Genomic DNA, 16,954 nt, shown 5'->3' with positions numbered 1-16,954 from the left:
GTACATTGTCAATCCGGAAATCCTGTTCGGCACCGGGCAATTGCCGAAGTTTGCCGACGACATGTTCCGCGTCGAGAAAGGCGGCGGCGAGAATACGGTTACGCAGTATCTGATCTCTACATCGGAAATTTCGCTGACCAACACGGTGCGCGACAGCATCCTCGAAGCGAACGCATTGCCGGTCAAGCTCACGGCGCATTCGCCGTGCTTCCGTTCGGAAGCGGGTTCGTACGGGCGCGATACACGCGGCATGATCCGCCAGCATCAATTCGACAAGGTGGAAATGGTGCAGGTCGTTGCACCGGACACCTCTTACGACGCGCTCGAGCAGATGGTGAGTCATGCCGAGGCGATTCTGCAAAAGCTGGGTTTGCCGTATCGCGTGATGACGCTTTGCACCGGCGACATGGGTTTCTCCGCCACCAAAACGTACGACCTCGAAGTCTGGTTGCCGGCGCAGAACACCTACCGCGAAATTTCGAGCTGCTCGAATACGGAGTCGTTCCAGGCGCGCCGTATGCAAGCGCGCTATCGCAATGCCCAAGGCAAGCCGGACCTCGTGCATACGTTGAATGGCTCGGGCCTGGCAGTGGGCCGTACGCTCGTCGCCGTGCTGGAGAATTTCCAGAACGCGGACGGCACGGTGACGGTGCCCGAAGTGCTGCGTCCGTACATGGGCGGCGTGGCTCGCCTCGAAGCGGGGGCCTGAGCGGCGCCTCGCTGCCGGTCAGAACTTGCGAAGGGGTAGGTGAGTTTGCCGACCTCGGAATTTGTCAGAAAGAGGGCTTGTAAAATTCAAAAAACCCTCTATAATCCTCGCTTCTCCGGTCGCCGACCAAGACTGGAGAGGTAGTAAAAAGGCAGTATCCCGGAGAGGTGGCAGAGTGGTCGAATGTACCTGACTCGAAATCAGGCGTACGGTTTTCCCGTACCGTGGGTTCGAATCCCACCCTCTCCGCCAAGATTCTGAAAAGCCCCGTAGAAGAAATTCTGCGGGGCTTTTTGTTTTGGGTTTGTTGTTTGGGCGGCCTCGTTGGTTCGTTTTGTTTTGCCGGTCGAGAATGCGCGGTGACGGCAAGCTTACGCGCACATGACCAACCCGCTCCCCAACCTGCTGTAAGCGTAAAATCGAAATTAAGAGATACGAGACCAACAACGAGACCAACTTTTGGTGCTGCGATGAAAACGCCTTCGACAAAAGAGCAACGGACGCGCAAGCGTCCATCGAACCGGCTACTCAATATCCTCACGTGGCTCGTCGCGTTGCTGACGCTTGGCGCGGGTGTCGGCTGGCTCGTCTACAGCTATTACGTCGACCTCGAAGTACCTTACTTCGCCATCCCGCTCGTGATGTGCGTGCCGGTGATCGTGGCAGTCGCGTTTCGGAACATGTGGGATTGATGCGGGCCGCCAACCGCCGAGACTGAGGCGAGGCCGTCTGCCAGACACACCCTCGCCGCAGCATCGACTCACGAGACATCCCCGAGTCAACACCAGCCGCTGTTGACCACATTCAATCTTTGGCACCGCGCGGAAGCGCGCCAAAACCGTTGCGCCGGCAACGGCAATCACAAGCGCAACGGCACTCTGACGCCTTCCCACGCGTGAGCCAGGCATCCCGTCGCAAGCCATAACGCATCAAAAACCGGCACGACGCCACTGGCTTTGGCACGCCGTTCAGCCATCTCCTGCACCCAACACGCCCCTCCATTTCCAGGTCGGGCTGCATCCAAACCGCCGCTTGTTGCGTATTCCGATCATGGGGCGCGCAAACCAACTTACCTCGACAAACTCATGCGCCCGTTTCATGCCGGAGACCTGCACATGAGCCGCTGCCTTACCCATCCCCAGCCGCGCGGACAGCGCATCGCGGTCGTCGGTGCCGGCATCTCAGGGCTCGCCAGTGCCTACCTGTTGTCGAGGCAACATCAGGTGACGCTATTCGAAGCGGGTTCTTACCTGGGCGGTCATACCAACACGGTCGATGTCACGCTGGACGGACACACCCATCCCGTCGATACCGGCTTCCTCGTCTTCAACGACCGCACCTATCCGAATCTCATCGCACTGTTCGACGAACTGGGCGTGGAGGCGCATCCGAGCGAGATGACGTTTTCCGTCTCGCTCGACGAAGGGCAACTGGAATGGGCCGGCACCAGCCTGAACACGGTTTTCGCGCAGCGCCGCAATCTGTTTTCGCCCAGCTTCATCGGCATGCTGCGCGACATCATGCGCTTTAACACCAGCGCGGAACGCAACCTCGACGTCGCGATGCACACGGGTGCGTCGATGGGCGAGTTGCTGAGCGCGGGCGGGTATGGCGGCGCGTTCCAGCAGCACTATCTGCTGCCGATGGCCGCCGCCATCTGGTCGAGCGCCACGGCCGACATCCTCAGTTTTCCGGCCACCACGTTTCTGCGTTTCTGTCTGAATCACGCACTGTTGCAGGTGACGCGCCGTCCGCAATGGAAGACGGTGGTGGGTGGCGGCCGCGAATACGTCCGGCGCATGGTCGGTCAGCTCGACGACGTTCGCATCGGCACACCGGTGCGTGGCGTGCGGCGTGACGCCGACGGTGTCGACGTCTTGACGGACAGCGGTCCGCAACGTTTCGACGCGCTGGTGATGGCCACGCACGCGCCCGACACGCTGCGCCTGCTCGACGATGCTCACGAGACCGAGCGTAGCGTGCTGCGTGCCGTACGCTATCAGCCGAATGTCGCCGTGGTGCACACGGACACCAACCTGTTGCCGCGGCGTCGCCGCGTGTGGTCCGCGTGGAACTACCTGGGCGGTCGCAGCCTCGACGGCGCGCGGCCGGTCTGCGTCAGCTATCTGGTGAACCAGTTGCAGCCGTTGCCGTTTGCGACGCCGCTCGTGGTCACACTCAATCCGGTGACTGAGCCTGCGCCCGGCACGGAAGTGCGCCGCTTCGTCTACGACCATCCATTGTTCGATCTGGCGGCGATCGACGCTCAACGACGTCTGCCCATGTTGCAGGGTCAGCGGCGCACGTGGTTTGCCGGCGCATGGACCGGTTATGGCTTCCACGAAGACGGACTGAAATCGGCGCTGCGCGTCGCCGCTGATTTCTCCGCGCTGCCTGCATGGGCGAAGCTATGAACAGCCGCGTCACTGACCAGCGCGACTGCGCCGCCTGGCTGCTCACGGGTCAGGTAATGCACGAACGGCTGCGGCCGCGTCGACACCGTTTCGTCTATCCGGTGTTCTTCGTGCGCTGCAATCTGGCGCGGCTGGCGTCGCTCGAGCGTGGATGGTTCGGTGTGAACCGCTGGCGGCCGCTCAGTCTCCACACACGCGATCACGGACCGTGTGATGGCAGCGACCTCGACACCTGGATGCGCGCGCAACTACGTGAAGCGGGACTGCCCGCTGATGGCGAAATTTTCCTGCAAGCCTTCCCGCGCGTATTCGGCTACGCGTTCAATCCGGTCAGTTTCTGGTTTTGTCACGACCGCGACGGCGCGTTGCGCGCGCTGCTCGCGGAGGTGCGCAACACCTTCGGCGCGCGTCACAGTTATCTGCTGAGTGCGCCTGACGGCGCACCGATCAATGCCGCGACCGAGCTGGTTTGCCGCAAGGTGTTGCACGTGTCGCCGTTTTGCCAGGTAGAGGGGCACTACCGGTTTCGGGTGCGCGAGACGCAGCAAGGTTCGTCCGTGGCAATCGACTATCACGACGCCGACGGCCTGCTCATCCGCACGGCGGTAGGTGGACGCCTGCGGCCCCTCACTTTCGGTGCCGCCTTCGCTGCGCTTTCGCGTCAGCCGCTGCTGACCGTTGGCGTCGTTGCGCGGATCCACTGGCAGGCCTTGCGGCTCGCGTTAAAACGCGTGCCGTTCTACGGCAAACATCCTGCGCCCGGTCGCGCCGCCGACGTCCCCACCCAACATCGCGGAGCGGGCAACGTGCCGCGCGCCGCGCGCCCATCTTCGTCGATTGAGGAGATTCAGCCATGACGCTCTCACGAACCCTCAGCGGGGCTCAGACTGCCCCCGCGTCGGGCCGCCTGTTTCTGTCGTTGCTCGAGCGCATTCGCGAGGGTCACCTGGTTCTCGTGACACCGGATGGCCAGCAGCGCGTGTTCGGCGATCCCCATGCCGGTCCGGGCGCGCGGCTGGAACTGAAAGACTGGCGCGCTTGCGGCGCGATCCTGCGCAAAGGGGATATTGGTTTCGCCGAAGCGTGGCGGCTGTTCTGGGTCGAAACACCGGATCTGGCCGCGCTGCTGCGCGTGGCGATCCGCAACGAACGGGCCCTGCAACGCACCGTGTATGGCGGTTGGCTCGCGCAGGTCTGGTACGGGCTGCGGCATCGGCTGCGCCGTAATTCGCGTTCGGGCAGCCGCCGCAATATTCACGCGCACTATGACATTGGCAACGGCTTCTACAAGCGTTGGCTCGACCCCAGTTTCACCTATTCGAGCGCGGTGTTCGACGGCGACTTTCATACGCCGCTGGAGACCGCGCAGCACGCCAAATACCAGCGCATCATCGATACGCTGGGTCTGCGCCCGGGCATGCGCGTGCTTGAAATCGGCTGCGGCTGGGGCGGCTTTGCGATCCACGCCGCGCGACAGGGTATTCATGTGCACGGCGTGACGATTTCGGCTGCGCAGCTAGAGTTTGCGCAACTGCGCGCCGCGGAGGCGCGCGTGCTCGACAGCGTGCATCTGGAGTTGCGCGATTATCGCTCGTTGACGGGTCAGTACGACGGCATTGTGTCGATCGAGATGTTCGAGGCCGTGGGCGAGAAATTCTGGCCTGCTTACTTTCGCATTCTGCGTGAGCGCCTGGCGCCGGGAGCAAAAGCGCTGGTGCAGACCATCACCATTGATGAAGCGCACTTCGTCGCTTATCGCGCCACTAGCGATTTCATCCGCGAATACATTTTTCCTGGCGGCATGCTGCCGAGTCCGCAACGCTTCATGGCGGCGGCGAAGCGAGGCCGGCTCGCGGCGAATGTGACGCTGGCATTTGGACGTGATTACGCGGAAACGCTGCGGCGTTGGCGCCACGAGTTCGAGATGCAACTCGACGCGATCCGCGCGCAGGGTTTCGACGAAACCTTTGTGCGCACGTGGCGGCTCTATCTCGCGTATTGCGAGGCGGGTTTCGACGAGGGCCGTACGGACGTGATGCATTTCGTGCTGCAGTCTGCGAACTGAAATGCGCGCCGCGCTTGCCACGCTGTGTCTGATCCTGTGTCCGCTGCTATGGATGACGTCGGCCAACGCGGACTGGCGCGCCGACGTGCAGCCGGCGCAACTCGTCGGCGAGGGCGACTTCAGCGTGTTCGGCTTCAGGCTGTATCGTGCGCAGCTTTGGAGCGAACATGCGCCGCTGAATTACACGGCGCCGTTCGCGCTGCACCTCATCTACACGCGCAGCATCAGACGCGAACGCTTCGCCGATATCGGCATGGACGAGATCAAGCGGCAGGCAACGGCGCCCCTTTCGCACGACACGATCGAGCGCTGGCACGATGACCTGATGCAGGCTTTGACGGACGTCGAGCCGGGCGATCAGTTGAGTGCCGTGTTTCTACCGGGTAAAGGCGTGCGTTTTTATGCAGGCGAACAGCCGACCGCCGAAATCGACGATGTCGCATTTGCGCGGGCGTTCTTCGGCATCTGGCTCGACCCTTCCACGCGCGCCCCGAAGTTACGCATGCAGCTACTCGGCACGGCGCAATAAGCCGTCGGTTTGTGCCGGATGGAGCGGATACACGTTGTCCACTCGCACGGCCGCCGGTGCCGGTGCAATTGCTCGCGCGGTCTTTTGCGCCATCTCCGCGCTGATGAATTGGGTTGCGTCCTTCAATGCCGGGGCGAAAAAGCGCAGCGGTGCAGCGAGCGATGCCACCAGCAACACATGTCCCACGTACGGATAGTGTTTCACCTCGACGCTATCGCCGACCGCGCGCATTTTTGCTGCGAGCCGATCGGTATTGCCAGGGTCTACCGTGGTGTCGCGCTTGCCCGCGGCAAGAAACATCGGCGGCTCGTCGCCAGTCACGAAGTTGATGGGCTGACTTTCGGCGCGCACAGAAAGCGGGAAAATTTCTTTCAGCACGGGATCAGTAAGCGGCAGGAAGTCGTAGGGGCCGGCGAGCCCAATCACGCCGCTCAAGTCGCGCTTGCTCATGTGTTGCCCAGCAAGGTAGTGGCCGTCAGTGGCCAGCAACACTGCAATATGAGCGCCCGCTGAATGGCCCATGAGGAAGATCGTCGACGGGTCGCCGCCAAACTCCGTCGCGTGATCGCGCGCCCAGCGTACGGCTGCGGCGGCATCTTCGATAAAGCCGGGGAAACCGACCTTCGGCCACGTGCGATAGTCCGGCACGACCGCGACAAAGCCGCGCGAAGCGAGTGCCTCACCGACGAACAGATACTGGCCGCGCTCGCCGTTCTGCCAACTGCCGCCATAGAAGAAAACCACGATGGGGCGGCCGTGCGGAGCCGCAGGCAGTGTGCTGGTCAGCCTGTCATCCGGTTCGTAGACGTCGACTTTCTGACGCGGGTCGGGTCCGTACGGAATGCCCGTACTCGCGCGAAACGTGTGGTGCGGAACAGCCGCATTCAACAGCGCGCTGCCGCTGCAACCGCCGAGTGCGGTCAGTGCGAACGCGGCGCTCAAGGTAACCAGGCGTCGAGTCATGAGCTAAAACCCGAGCCCCGCCACCTGCGCCAGCAGCACGCCGTTGAGCGCCAGTACCGCAACCGTGCCGACCACGGCGGCCACCGTCGTGATCCGGCGGTTCCTGTATGCGCCCATGAGATCGCTGCGCGAAGTGAACCAGACCAGCGCGATCATCGGCACCGGCAAGGCGATGCTCAACACCACCTGGCTCATGACCAGCGCGCGGGTCGCATCCACGCCCCACGCCACGACAGCGAAGGCGGGCGCCATCGTGATGAGGCGTCGCAGGCCGACGGGTATACGCATGCCGACGAAGCCTTGCATGATCATCTGTCCGGCCATCGTGCCGACCACCGAACTGGATATGCCTGAGGCGATCAGTGCGCCGAGAAAGAGGGCGGCGGCCGCACTGCCGAGCAGCGGCGTCAGCGTGCGCCAGGCGGTCTCGATGCTGGCCATATCCGAGTGGCCCTGATGAAACGCGCTCGATGCCATGATGACCATCGCCATATTGATAAGACCGGCTACACCGAGCGCCGCGACCACCTCCACGTTGGAGAACTTCAGCAGCCTCGCGCGTTCGTGTTCGTTGCGTGGCGTGACGCGATTTTGCGTCAGACCCGAATGGAGAAACAGCACGTGCGGCATGACCGTTGCGCCGATGATGCCGACTGAAATGGTCAACGCGCTGTGATCGGGAATACGCGGCGTGAACGTATGCAGAAAGACCGCTGGCCACTGCACCGGCGCGATCAACAGCTCGGCCAGATACGACAGGCCGATCACGCCGACGAGCGCGGCAATCACCAGTTCCAGCGGGCGAAAACCTTTTTTCTCGAACTGCAGCAGACCGTAGGTGACGGCTGCGGTCACGAGCATGCTGGCGAGCATGGGCAAATGCAGCAACAGCGAGACGCCGATTGCGCCGCCGACGAACTCGGCCAGATCCGTTGCCATCGCGGCCACTTCGCTCATGCCCCACATGACGAGCACATAGCGGCACGGCAACGAAGCGCGGCACAGTTCGGCCAGGTTGCGTCCGGTGACTAGGCCGAGCTTGGCAGACAGCGACTGAAACAGCATGGCCACGATATTCGCGACGGCCACGACCCAGAGCAGCGTATAGCCATAGCCTGCACCGGCCTGGATGTTGGTCGCGAAGTTGCCGGGGTCCATGTATGCGATCGACGCCACGACCGCCGGGCCGGCCATCGACAACATTGCGCGCGGTCCACGGCGATGCCCCGCGAGTGCTTCACGGATGGCGTGACAGGTCTGCTCGGTCAGCGTCTGCGGCGCGACACGGCCTACGGCTTCGTTCATGGCATCTCCGGTGCGTCGTTAGTCTGGTTCATGCAAGTGCGTTCGTTCTGGACCCGTCTCAGCCGTACGCAAGCCACGCGCCTGGAGACGATGGGTCAACGCGAAAACAGCAAGGAGGCGGGCATCGTGTCACCACGATGCGCCGTCGCCGTACCGTTACGCGCTGGTTACCCGTTTACTGCTTCGTTCAGGCACTCATGTTGAGCGGCCCGTTCACGCCGTTCGGGAAGAAGCCGCCTTTCACCGCCGCCGTGCTCGTCAGGTAGACGATGTTGAGCACATCTGAATAGCTGCGTCCAAAGGCCAGACCATTGCTGTCGAGCGGCACGATGTTCGATGTGCCGGCCGTCGTGCCGGTGATGCCCTGATCGTCGTTGCCCACCTGATCGAGGCTGTCGCGTGCCGCGGAGATGGCGTTGGCGGCGCTCAGCAGGCTCGTCATGTCGATGCCTTTGGCGTACAGCGTCGTCCGCACAAGCCCGGCGTGATAAGCCTCGGCGGCGAGAATGCCGGCAGCGGCCGTGAGGAAGGTCTTGCTGGCGAGCAGGGGCGCCGCGCCCTTGTACGCCGTCACGCCCACGTCCTCGAAGATGAACGCACCGAGCAGGAAGTTGTTGTCGCTCTCGTACGGATTGAAAGCGGCGCCCCCGCCAACCAGTCCCGCCGCACGCGCCGCAACGGAGAACGCGCCATTCGGATTCGTGCCGCTGATGTCGATGGACGGCATGGCAACCGCGGCGGAACCGAGGGCGGAGCGCAGGAACGCGACGTGCTCGCGCTCGTCGTTGGCGATTTCGTTGGCGTACGCCTGCACCACGGGGTCCTGGAAGGGCACTTGCGCCCCCGCGTTGACGGCACCCTGGGTGCCCACGCCCGACAACATGCTGTTCGGCAAACCGCTGCCGGTGGTGGCGTAGGTGTAGAACTGCGCTTCGAGGTACTCGAGGTTCAGCGCGAAGTTGAGAATCTCCTCGTCTGTCGGCCCGCTGCTCTGTGCCATCGAGTTGTTGCCGGAACCGCCGCCGCATGCGCTGATCAGCGTGCCGCCTACCAGTCCCAGGCTCAGGCCTCCGGCGTTTCTGAAGAATTGTCTGCGCTGCTGGCGCCGCTCCACACGACGATCGAACATATTAATAAGGGATGCTGAATTGTCTCCTGACTTTTCCGACATGGCCGTGCTCCTCAGTAATTTCGCAGGGAAATGCCGCGGCATTCGCGGCGCATTCGCTCAGTCAACAGGACAGTCTGCGCGATGCGGTGGCGCAAATCGCGAACACGAGGACACACTGCTCTTCAAAGAGAAGAACCGAAGCGCTGCACCCAGAAAAGGCGGGTCCTCAACGCACTTTACGGAGCGAAGCTCGCGATGGATGCAGCATGCAAGAAAGATATTTGCGTGCGCTCGCAACATTTCTTGCGAGAGCGCGTGAGCGATGCAGCAGGTTTAAAGCAAACGCATCGCACGGTGCGCTGCCTGGCGATGCACGCGCGAATCACAGCACGCGTTGTGATTCATCGCGCGCACGCAATGGCCATCAGGGCTCCGGGCGAGCCGTCTGCGTCATACTCTGTACAATTCCCGGATCGACGATCGCATTGCCACGTGTGCGTCACTATCTGGCATATACCGCAGCAATCCGGTCCGGCTCCTGCACCCGAACGCGCGACGGCTTTGCCGCTGCGCGTTCACGAACCCGCACTGATTTCATGGCTATTACCTACAAGACACCCGAGGACCTCGCCGCGCTGCGCGTCGCCGGCCGCCTCGCAGCCGACGTACTCGCGATGATCGGCGAGCACATCAAGGCCGGCGTGTCGACCGAAGAACTCGACGCGCTCTGCAACGACTTCATCGTCAACAAGCAGAAGGCGATTCCGGCGAACGTGGGCTACCTCGGTTTTCCGAAGACGGTATGTACCTCGGTCAATTCGGTGGTGTGTCACGGCATCCCGAACCGCGCGGAGATCCTGAAGGACGGCGACATCATCAATATCGACGTGGCCGTGATTCGCGACGGCTATTTCGGCGACACCAGCCGCATGTATTGCGTGGGCCAGCCGAGTAGCGTGGCGCGGCAGTTGATCGACACCACCTACGAAGCGATGCTGGCCGGTATCCGACAGGTGAAGCCGGGCGCTACGCTGGGCGACATTGGCCACGCCATCCAGAAGACGGCGCAGCGCGATGGCTTTTCGATCGTGCGCGACTACTGCGGGCATGGCATCGGCAAGGTCTATCACGAGGAGCCGCAGGTGCTGCACTACGGTCAGGCGGGGCAGGGTCTGCGTCTGAAGCCGGGCATGGTGTTCACGATCGAGCCCATGATCAACGCCGGGCGCGCGGGCACCTCGGTGTTGCGCGACGGCTGGACGGTGGTGACCAAGGACCGCTCGCTCTCCGCGCAGTGGGAACACATGGTGGCCGTGACGGACGACGGGTACGAACTGCTGACGCCCTGGCCGGACGGCACCGGGCGTTACGAGGCGCCTTAGGCGCTTTAGGCGCAGCGGAACAAGCAAGGGCGTGCATGAGCAGTGAAGAGCGGTGACATGCGCAGTGACATGCGCAGCCGCATGAGGCCCAGGTTTGCGCCGCAGACGGCTGCCGTCAAGGGACAACGTGCACAAATTGCCAAATTTAGGATTTGACTCGCGCGCCGGTTCGGTTAAAGCTACGGCTTAGTGTTTCAAGGGGTTTACGTCTGCATGAGTCCGTCATTGACCGTTCGCCGCATCGCCGCTGATCAGGGCGCAGTTTTACGCGAACTCCGTACCGCGTCGTTGCGGGAGGCGCCCTATGCCTTCGGTGAGACGCTGGAGGATGCTCTGTCCGCGGACGCCGCAACCTTCGATGCCACCGCCGCGGGTCACGCGGTTTCGAGTCTGGCCACATCGTTCATTCTCTATACCGAAGGCCATCCCGCCGGGCTGATCGAAGCGCATTTCGAAGACAGCGCCGCGCGCCGTGCGTTTGTCGGCGAATTGTGGGTGGCGCCCGCGGTGCGTCATCTGCGTGGCGGCGAGCTGCTCGTCAACACCGCCAGCGAATGGCTGGCTGGCGCGGGCGCCGAGGAAATCTACGCGTGGGTGGCCGACGCCAACCGCACGGCAATGCGCTTTTACGAGCGCCTTGGCTTCGGCCCGACCGGCGAGCATGCCCGTACCGCGCGCTGGCCCGACCAGTCCGAAAGCCTGCTGGTGCGCCACGTACCGCGCGCCTCGCAAGTCTCCTCCCAGTGACCGGGCGGGCGGTTCAGCCGCACGCCGTTCCCTGTCCTCTGCGCTTCTGCGACGCCCGTTGCCCCAGCTCGGGCAGCGGCGTTCATTCATATCGCGGAAAATACTGGCTCCGCGCGTGGACGCCTGTAAAATACGCAAAATTTTTTGCCGAACGCTATGTCGCCCAAGAAATCGCCATTTTTTGAACTCCGCAGTGGCAGCGTGGATACGCTCCTGTTCGTGGTCAAAACAACTGACCTCGAAGCCATGCGTGCCGAGCTGACCCGGCGCTTCGAGGCGACTCCCGAATTCTTCGCCAATGACGTCGTCGCAATCGACGTGCGCCGGCTCGCCGGTGACGAACGCGTGCCGCTGGCCGATATCGCGCAACTGCTCGACAGCGTGCGCATGCGCCCGGTGGGCGTCGTGGCGAACCCCGAGCAGGGCTGGGCCGCCGAATCCGCGTTGCCGCTGCTCGAAGCGCGCGACCGGCGCGGCGTGTCGGCGAAGGCCGCCGAAGAAAACAACGGTGGCAGCGCTGAGAACACCACGCCGGTGCAGGGCGAACTGCCGATGACGGACCCCGCAGCCGAGCCAACCGCCGCGGCCGACGCCGCGACGGCGGGCGTCGAGCCCGTCAAGCTCGCCACCTCGTCGCAGACCACGGTGATCGACAAGCCGCTGCGCTCGGGTCAGCGAATCTACGCAAAAGGCGATCTGGTGGTGCTCGGCCTCGTGAGCTACGGGGCAGAAGTAATCGCCGAGGGCAACATCCATATTTACGCGCCGTTGCGCGGCCGCGCGTTGGCGGGCGTGCACGGCAACCACGACGCGCGCATTTTCTGCACCTGTCTGGAGCCGGAGCTGATCTCCATTGCCGGCATCTACCGTACGACCGAGACCCCTCTGCCGCCGGATGTGCTCGGCAAACCGGTGCAGATCTGGCTCGATGAAGAAAAGCTGATGATTGAACCGCTGCGGCTCACCTGATCACGCGTCGCGCGCGCCGCGCTGGTGCGTGCCGTGGAGCGGGCTGCCGCCGGACTTATTTGAACGAAATTGACGAACACAGGGTAAGGGTAATGGCAAAAATCATTGTGGTGACATCGGGCAAGGGTGGCGTGGGCAAGACGACCACGAGCGCGAGTTTTGCATCGGCCCTGGCGTTACGGGGCAGCAAGACCGCCGTCATCGACTTCGACGTCGGCCTGCGTAACCTCGACCTCATCATGGGCTGCGAACGCCGCGTGGTGTACGACCTGATCAACGTGATCCAGGGTGAAGCCAATCTGAACCAGGCGCTCATCAAGGACAAAAAGTGCGAGAACCTGTTCATCCTGCCGGCTTCGCAGACGCGTGACAAAGACGCGCTGACGATGGAAGGCGTCGAGAAGGTCATCAACGACCTGATCGCGATGGACTTCGAATACATCGTCTGCGACTCGCCGGCCGGGATCGAATCGGGCGCGCTGCTGGCCATGCACTTCGCCGATGAAGCACTCATCGTGACGAACCCGGAAGTGTCGTCGGTGCGCGACTCGGACCGCATTCTCGGCATCCTGTCGTCGAAGACCAAGCGTGCCATCGAAGGCAAGGAGCCGATCAAGGAGCACCTGCTGATCACCCGCTACAACCCGAAGCGCGTGAGCGAAGGCGAAATGCTGTCGCTGACCGACATCCAGGAAATCCTGCGCATCGATCTGATCGGCGTGATTCCGGAATCGGAAGCGGTGCTGCATGCGTCGAACCAGGGTCTGCCGGCAGTGCACCTCGACGGTACTGACGTCGCCGAAGCCTATAAAGACGTGGTGTCGCGTTTCCTCGGCGAGCAGAAGTCGCTTCGCTTTACCGATTACCAGAAGCCCGGGCTGCTGCAGCGCCTCTTCGGCACCAAGTAAGGGGAGCGCACGTAATGTCGATTCTTTCGTTTTTGCTGGGCGAGAAGAAGAAGTCCGCATCCATAGCGAAGGAACGCCTGCAGTTGATCATCGCGCACGAGCGCGCCGGCGGCCATGCGCCCGCCGATTATCTGCCGGCGTTGCAACGCGAACTGGTTGCCGTGATTTCGAAGTACGTGAAGATCTCCGATGACGATATTCGCGTGAGTCTCGAGCGCCAGGACGACCTGGAAGTGCTCGAGGTCAAGATCGAAATCCCGCAGGCCTGATTTTCGCCAACGGTTGTTCAGACGGGCTGGCTCCAGCCCGTTTTCTCCACGATGTGTACGCGCTTCGCCTCGTCCCGATGACGGGGTGAAGTGCCGTCTCCCCAGCCCTATCCCACGGTTCCCAGGTGTGCAAGGCGCGGTGCTAGAGTGGTGTTGACGCGGTTCCGTCGCACGCTCCCTGTCGCGTTCATTGCGTCGAACCCGCGTTGGAAACATTCCGTTGCATTGTCAGGCAGCGCGTAACGTATTGGCGGTCAGCCAAAACGGGACGTCGCGCATTAAAGGACTAACGCCAGGATTGGCGCCTTTAAACAGAGGGGAAAATGAAAAAGACCTTTCGCTTGTTTCTCGCTCAAGCTTTGATCGTGACGGCGGGTGCGACTGCCGTTGCCTCGGCATCCGCTCAGGTTGTCGTGATCGCACCGAGCGCGCCGCCTCCGGCGCGCTATGAAGTCGTACCGGCGCCGCGCGCTGGCTATGTCTGGGACCAGGGGCACTGGCGCTGGGATCATGGCCGCTATGTGTGGATTGGCGGCCACTGGCAACGTGAACGGGTTGGCTACCATTGGGTGCCGGGCCATTGGGTCGCACGCGGCCCGAACTACCGTTGGGTCGAAGGCCACTGGGCCTGATTCACTGATCCACGGCATGAACGCGTTGCGTCGGCGACGCGTTCATTTCATTCATGCGGTCTGAATTCTGACCATCTGACCATCTGACCAAGTGCCCGTTTTACCGCGGCGGCGCGTTCGCCGCATCGGCCTCGTCCGTAGCGGGCGGCTCGTCGTCGATCAGCGCCTCGGGCACTTCCGGTGTGGGCGCCGGAGCCGGGCCCGGCAGCGGCGTCACGTAGCGCTCGGAAAGCGCTTCGTAGAGCGGCGGCGCAAAGAAGCGCGACACGCGGCTCGACACCAGCGCCGTGGCCATCAGCGAGATCACGAGCGCATGCCCGTTGATCATCTCCATCACGATCACGAACGACGTGATGGGGGCCTGTGTGACGGCGGCAAGGTAGCCGACCATCGCGAGCGCAATCAACATTGGCAACTGCATGCTGCCGAACACCATGTGCAGCACATTGCCGATGCCCGCACCGATCGAAAGGGACGGCGCGAAGATGCCGCCCGGAATGCCTGGCAGATACGAGCCGACCATCGAGATCATCTTGAGCAGCGGATAGAACACCGACAGATGTTCGCTGCCGTCGAGCAGACCGTGCGCTTCAGCGTAACCGCTGCCAAACGTGAGACCGCCGGAAAGCAGGCCCACCACGGCGATGATGAATCCGCAGAGCGCAGCGAAGACCACTGGACGCTCACTGTGCAGCACGCGCAACGGCGCCGGAATCCAGCGCCCCGTGTTGAGCAGTAGCCAGCAAAACACGCCACCGGCGATACCCGTCACGAGCCCCGTGAGCGCCACCGCCGCGGGCAGCAGATCCGGAAAATGCGCGCCGATCTGGATGGTGCCGAAGTACGTGTAGTTGCCGTTCACGCCGAGCGCGATCACGCCGGCAATGATGATTGCCGTAATCAGCACGCCGCTCGCACGCGCCTCGAAGCTGCGTGTGAGTTCCTCGATGGCGAAGATGATCCCCGCAAGCGGCGTATTGAAGGCGGCCGAGAGGCCCGCGGCCGCACCGGCCAGCACGAGCTGACGTTCGATATGAGCGTTGGAGCGCGGATAAAAACGCCGCAGATTGAACATCAGCGCTGCGCCGACCTGCACCGTGGGTCCCTCGCGGCCAATCGTCATGCCGCCCAGAATGGCGAGAAACGATACTGCGATCTTGCCGAACAGGATGCGAAACGACAGCAAACGGCTGCCGTATTCACCGGGCTTGGCGTGCAGGGTGGCGATGACTTGCGGAATGCCGCTGCCTTCCGCACCGCGAAAGAACTTGCGCGTGAGCCATACGCAGGCCGCCGTGACCGCTGGGGTGATGATGAGCGGCAGCCACGTGTGGCGGTGCTGGATGGCCTGAAACTGGGCGAAGCCAAAGTCGATCAGTTTGGCGTAGAGGACGGCGATGAAGCCGACGACGATCGCGCCAAGCCAGAACACGCCGTATTGGCGCCACAGGCGCCGGGTGCGCCGGATGACGCTGGAGGAGAATGGCAATGCCCGCATGAGATGATTGCAGTGGCAAAGGTTGGATTATAGCGGCCGATCAGCCGCATACGGCCGCCTGAAAGGCATTTGGAATAAATTGGCAATTGTTGCGCGCGCGGGCTAACTTACGATTCAGGGCGCCTTCGCGAGGGCCCCTTCGAGCCCGCACGCGGCGAAGAGATTGCCGCCTCAACTGTGAGAGCGCGTCGTGGTCGGCTAAAATGCCGCCGCGACCGAAACTTCGACAGGCTGATCAATGAAGCGAATTCTTATCGTCAAGGTGACGTCACTGGGCGATATTGTGCAGGCACTGCCGGTCATTGCCGATATCAAACGGGCATTTCCGGGCGTGCAGGTCGACTGGGCGGCCGACGAGGCCTTCGCCGAGGTGGTGCACTGGAGCCAGAGCGTCGACCGGGTGCTCTGCGCGCCGTTGCGGCGCTTCAAGAAGGCACGCCGCTGGGCGGATTTCAAGGCCATCGCGGCCTCGATCGGCGACCTGCGGGCTTACCGCTACGACTTCATCCTCGACATTCAGGGCGTGTACAAGAGCGCCATCATTGCCTTTCTGGCCCGTTCGTCGCGGCGCTTCGGTTATCAGTCCAAAGACCTGGGCGAACGCGGCGCCGCTTTCGCTTACTCGGGTCGTTTCGGACCGCGTCCGCTCGGCAATGCGTGGCAAGGCATGCGCATCAGCGTGGGTGAGGTGCTCGGCTATCAGCCGGAAGGTCCTTCCATCTACGATCTGAAACTGCCCGAAGCCGACACCGCACCATTCGGCACGGCTGAGGTCGGCGACGCTCCGGTGGCGGCGCTGTTCCACGCCACCTCGAAGGACGACAAGAAGTGGCCCGTCGACCATTGGGCGGAAGTGGGCAATGAACTCGTGCGCCGCGGGTTTCGTATCGTGTTGCCGTGGGGTTCGGCGGGCGAGCGCGCAGAGGCGGAAGCGATCTCCGCAAAGGTGCCGGGCTCTGCCGTGCTTCCTCAGATGAGCGTCACGGAGATTGCGCGGATGATCGACGCGTGCGCGCTGGTGATCGGCACGGACACGGGCTTCGTGCACGTCGCCCACGCCCTGCAAAAGCGTACCGTGATGATTTTCGTGGCGACCTCGCCATCGCACTTCGGCATCGAGGCGCCGTTCCGTTCCATCTCCATTGGCGATGGACACTCGGTGCCGCCAGTCAGCGAAGCGCTGCGGGCGATCGACTACGTTCACATGGATCCGGCCACGGCCGGCAGCGCGGCCCATCCCGCGGCGGCAGTCTGATGATGGTCTGATTGTCCGACAGCGCTGGCGGCACGGTACGCCGCCTGTAGCGTCCGCTAATGAGCGGCGGCTAGCGTGTCGAGCGCTCCTTCACAAAAGAAAAAAGGCGCGACACGCACAACGCTCGGTCAGACAAGCGCTGTCATGGCACGCCTCGAAAATCGCCCGTGTCGGGGAACAGCGGGCGGAGAGGATCCA

17 protein-coding genes and 1 tRNA gene are annotated in these 16,954 nt (G+C 62.9%); 14 read left to right on the top strand and 4 right to left on the bottom strand.

The window, feature by feature from the left end; all coding sequences use genetic code 11:
- The 7 genes from serS to D0B32_RS17815 all read left to right on the top strand — a co-directional run.
- On the top strand, positions 1-709 hold a 709-nt coding region (gene serS / locus D0B32_RS17845), incomplete at its 5' end, for a serine--tRNA ligase (RefSeq protein ID WP_117335352.1).
- A 161-nt stretch (positions 710-870) separates the two neighbouring features.
- Positions 871-961, top strand: a tRNA-Ser gene (locus tag D0B32_RS17840).
- Positions 962-1,179: 218 nt separating this feature from the next.
- Entirely contained in the window at positions 1,180-1,401 is a 222-nt protein-coding gene (locus D0B32_RS17835) for a hypothetical protein (protein WP_117335350.1), read from the top strand.
- 423 nt (positions 1,402-1,824) lie between these two features.
- Positions 1,825-3,123, top strand: a complete 1,299-nt coding sequence (locus D0B32_RS17830; RefSeq protein ID WP_117335348.1) for an NAD(P)/FAD-dependent oxidoreductase — start codon at positions 1,825-1,827, stop codon at positions 3,121-3,123.
- Positions 3,120-3,980 (top strand): DUF1365 domain-containing protein, encoded by an 861-nt coding sequence (locus D0B32_RS17825; protein ID WP_117335423.1) that lies wholly within the window; start codon positions 3,120-3,122, stop codon positions 3,978-3,980. The genes D0B32_RS17830 and D0B32_RS17825 overlap by 4 nt, the downstream gene beginning before the upstream one ends.
- Positions 3,977-5,188: a cyclopropane-fatty-acyl-phospholipid synthase family protein gene (locus D0B32_RS17820; RefSeq protein WP_117335346.1), complete on the top strand. Its 1,212-nt coding sequence runs from the start codon at positions 3,977-3,979 to the stop codon at positions 5,186-5,188. Before D0B32_RS17825 ends, D0B32_RS17820 begins: the two co-directional genes overlap by 4 nt.
- 1 nt (position 5,189) lies before the next feature.
- Positions 5,190-5,717, top strand: coding sequence for a chalcone isomerase family protein (locus D0B32_RS17815; protein WP_117335344.1), 528 nt, complete (start codon positions 5,190-5,192; stop codon positions 5,715-5,717).
- Here D0B32_RS17815 and D0B32_RS17810 read toward each other — a convergent pair.
- From D0B32_RS17810 to D0B32_RS17800, 3 genes are all read right to left on the bottom strand, one after another.
- Positions 5,697-6,680 (bottom strand): alpha/beta hydrolase, encoded by a 984-nt coding sequence (locus D0B32_RS17810; protein ID WP_117335342.1) that lies wholly within the window; start codon positions 6,678-6,680, stop codon positions 5,697-5,699. The two genes, D0B32_RS17815 and D0B32_RS17810, sit on opposite strands and share 21 nt — an antisense overlap.
- Positions 6,681-6,683: 3 nt before the next feature.
- Entirely contained in the window at positions 6,684-7,985 is a 1,302-nt protein-coding gene (locus D0B32_RS17805; RefSeq protein WP_117335340.1) for an Nramp family divalent metal transporter, read from the bottom strand.
- A 187-nt stretch (positions 7,986-8,172) separates the two neighbouring features.
- Entirely contained in the window at positions 8,173-9,156 is a 984-nt protein-coding gene (locus D0B32_RS17800; protein WP_117335338.1) for a ferritin-like domain-containing protein, read from the bottom strand.
- Between the two features lie 536 nt (positions 9,157-9,692).
- Here D0B32_RS17800 and map point away from each other — a divergent pair.
- From map to D0B32_RS17770, 6 genes are all read left to right on the top strand, one after another.
- The gene (gene map, locus D0B32_RS17795) at positions 9,693-10,478 is read left to right on the top strand and encodes a type I methionyl aminopeptidase (RefSeq protein ID WP_117335336.1); all 786 of its coding nucleotides are present in this window, start codon (positions 9,693-9,695) and stop codon (positions 10,476-10,478) included.
- Between the two features lie 213 nt (positions 10,479-10,691).
- Positions 10,692-11,225 carry a GNAT family N-acetyltransferase gene (locus D0B32_RS17790; protein WP_117335334.1) on the top strand — a complete coding sequence of 178 codons (534 nt, stop codon included), beginning with the start codon at positions 10,692-10,694 and terminating at the stop codon, positions 11,223-11,225.
- Positions 11,226-11,381: 156 nt separating this feature from the next.
- Positions 11,382-12,194: a septum site-determining protein MinC gene (gene minC / locus D0B32_RS17785; RefSeq protein ID WP_117335332.1), complete on the top strand. Its 813-nt coding sequence runs from the start codon at positions 11,382-11,384 to the stop codon at positions 12,192-12,194.
- A gap of 92 nt (positions 12,195-12,286) precedes the next feature.
- A complete protein-coding gene (gene minD, locus D0B32_RS17780; protein ID WP_007175863.1) occupies positions 12,287-13,102 on the top strand; it encodes a septum site-determining protein MinD in 816 nt (271 codons plus the stop codon).
- 14 nt (positions 13,103-13,116) lie between these two features.
- On the top strand, positions 13,117-13,371 hold the full coding sequence (gene minE, locus D0B32_RS17775) for a cell division topological specificity factor MinE (RefSeq protein WP_117335330.1): 255 nt from the start codon (positions 13,117-13,119) through the stop codon (positions 13,369-13,371).
- A gap of 323 nt (positions 13,372-13,694) precedes the next feature.
- Positions 13,695-14,003 carry a YXWGXW repeat-containing protein gene (locus D0B32_RS17770; protein WP_117335328.1) on the top strand — a complete coding sequence of 103 codons (309 nt, stop codon included), beginning with the start codon at positions 13,695-13,697 and terminating at the stop codon, positions 14,001-14,003.
- A 100-nt stretch (positions 14,004-14,103) separates the two neighbouring features.
- Here D0B32_RS17770 and D0B32_RS17765 read toward each other — a convergent pair whose 3' ends face one another.
- Positions 14,104-15,501, bottom strand: coding sequence for a chloride channel protein (locus D0B32_RS17765; protein ID WP_117335326.1), 1,398 nt, complete (start codon positions 15,499-15,501; stop codon positions 14,104-14,106).
- Between the two features lie 238 nt (positions 15,502-15,739).
- On the opposite strand from D0B32_RS17765, the gene waaC reads away from it, so the two are divergent.
- Positions 15,740-16,756, top strand: coding sequence for a lipopolysaccharide heptosyltransferase I (gene waaC / locus D0B32_RS17760; protein ID WP_117335324.1), 1,017 nt, complete (start codon positions 15,740-15,742; stop codon positions 16,754-16,756).
- Positions 16,757-16,954: the final 198 nt, after the last annotated feature.

Origin of the sequence: Paraburkholderia sp. DHOC27 (assembly GCF_003429005.1) — a bacterium.
GTDB lineage: Bacteria > Pseudomonadota > Gammaproteobacteria > Burkholderiales > Burkholderiaceae > Paraburkholderia.
The sequence above is the reverse complement of the archived record's forward strand: the minus strand, read 5'-3'. Positions and strand labels throughout refer to the sequence as shown.

Bases quoted from the DNA above. Each gene is read 5' to 3' on its own strand.
- map (WP_117335336.1), top strand. From the start codon at position 9,693: ATGGCTATTACCTACAAGACACCCGAGGACCTCGCCGCGCTGCGCGTC.
- waaC (WP_117335324.1), top strand. From the start codon at position 15,740: ATGAAGCGAATTCTTATCGTCAAGGTGACGTCACTGGGCGATATTGTG.
- minC (WP_117335332.1), top strand. From the start codon at position 11,382: ATGTCGCCCAAGAAATCGCCATTTTTTGAACTCCGCAGTGGCAGCGTG.
- D0B32_RS17815 (WP_117335344.1), top strand. From the start codon at position 5,190: ATGCGCGCCGCGCTTGCCACGCTGTGTCTGATCCTGTGTCCGCTGCTA.
- D0B32_RS17835 (WP_117335350.1), top strand. From the start codon at position 1,180: ATGAAAACGCCTTCGACAAAAGAGCAACGGACGCGCAAGCGTCCATCG.
- D0B32_RS17830 (WP_117335348.1), top strand. From the start codon at position 1,825: ATGAGCCGCTGCCTTACCCATCCCCAGCCGCGCGGACAGCGCATCGCG.
- minE (WP_117335330.1), top strand. From the start codon at position 13,117: ATGTCGATTCTTTCGTTTTTGCTGGGCGAGAAGAAGAAGTCCGCATCC.
- minD (WP_007175863.1), top strand. From the start codon at position 12,287: ATGGCAAAAATCATTGTGGTGACATCGGGCAAGGGTGGCGTGGGCAAG.
- D0B32_RS17770 (WP_117335328.1), top strand. From the start codon at position 13,695: ATGAAAAAGACCTTTCGCTTGTTTCTCGCTCAAGCTTTGATCGTGACG.
- D0B32_RS17800 (WP_117335338.1), bottom strand. From the start codon at position 9,156: ATGTCGGAAAAGTCAGGAGACAATTCAGCATCCCTTATTAATATGTTC.
- D0B32_RS17820 (WP_117335346.1), top strand. From the start codon at position 3,977: ATGACGCTCTCACGAACCCTCAGCGGGGCTCAGACTGCCCCCGCGTCG.
- D0B32_RS17790 (WP_117335334.1), top strand. From the start codon at position 10,692: ATGAGTCCGTCATTGACCGTTCGCCGCATCGCCGCTGATCAGGGCGCA.
- D0B32_RS17825 (WP_117335423.1), top strand. From the start codon at position 3,120: ATGAACAGCCGCGTCACTGACCAGCGCGACTGCGCCGCCTGGCTGCTC.
- D0B32_RS17810 (WP_117335342.1), bottom strand. From the start codon at position 6,680: ATGACTCGACGCCTGGTTACCTTGAGCGCCGCGTTCGCACTGACCGCA.
- D0B32_RS17805 (WP_117335340.1), bottom strand. From the start codon at position 7,985: ATGAACGAAGCCGTAGGCCGTGTCGCGCCGCAGACGCTGACCGAGCAG.
- D0B32_RS17765 (WP_117335326.1), bottom strand. From the start codon at position 15,501: ATGCGGGCATTGCCATTCTCCTCCAGCGTCATCCGGCGCACCCGGCGC.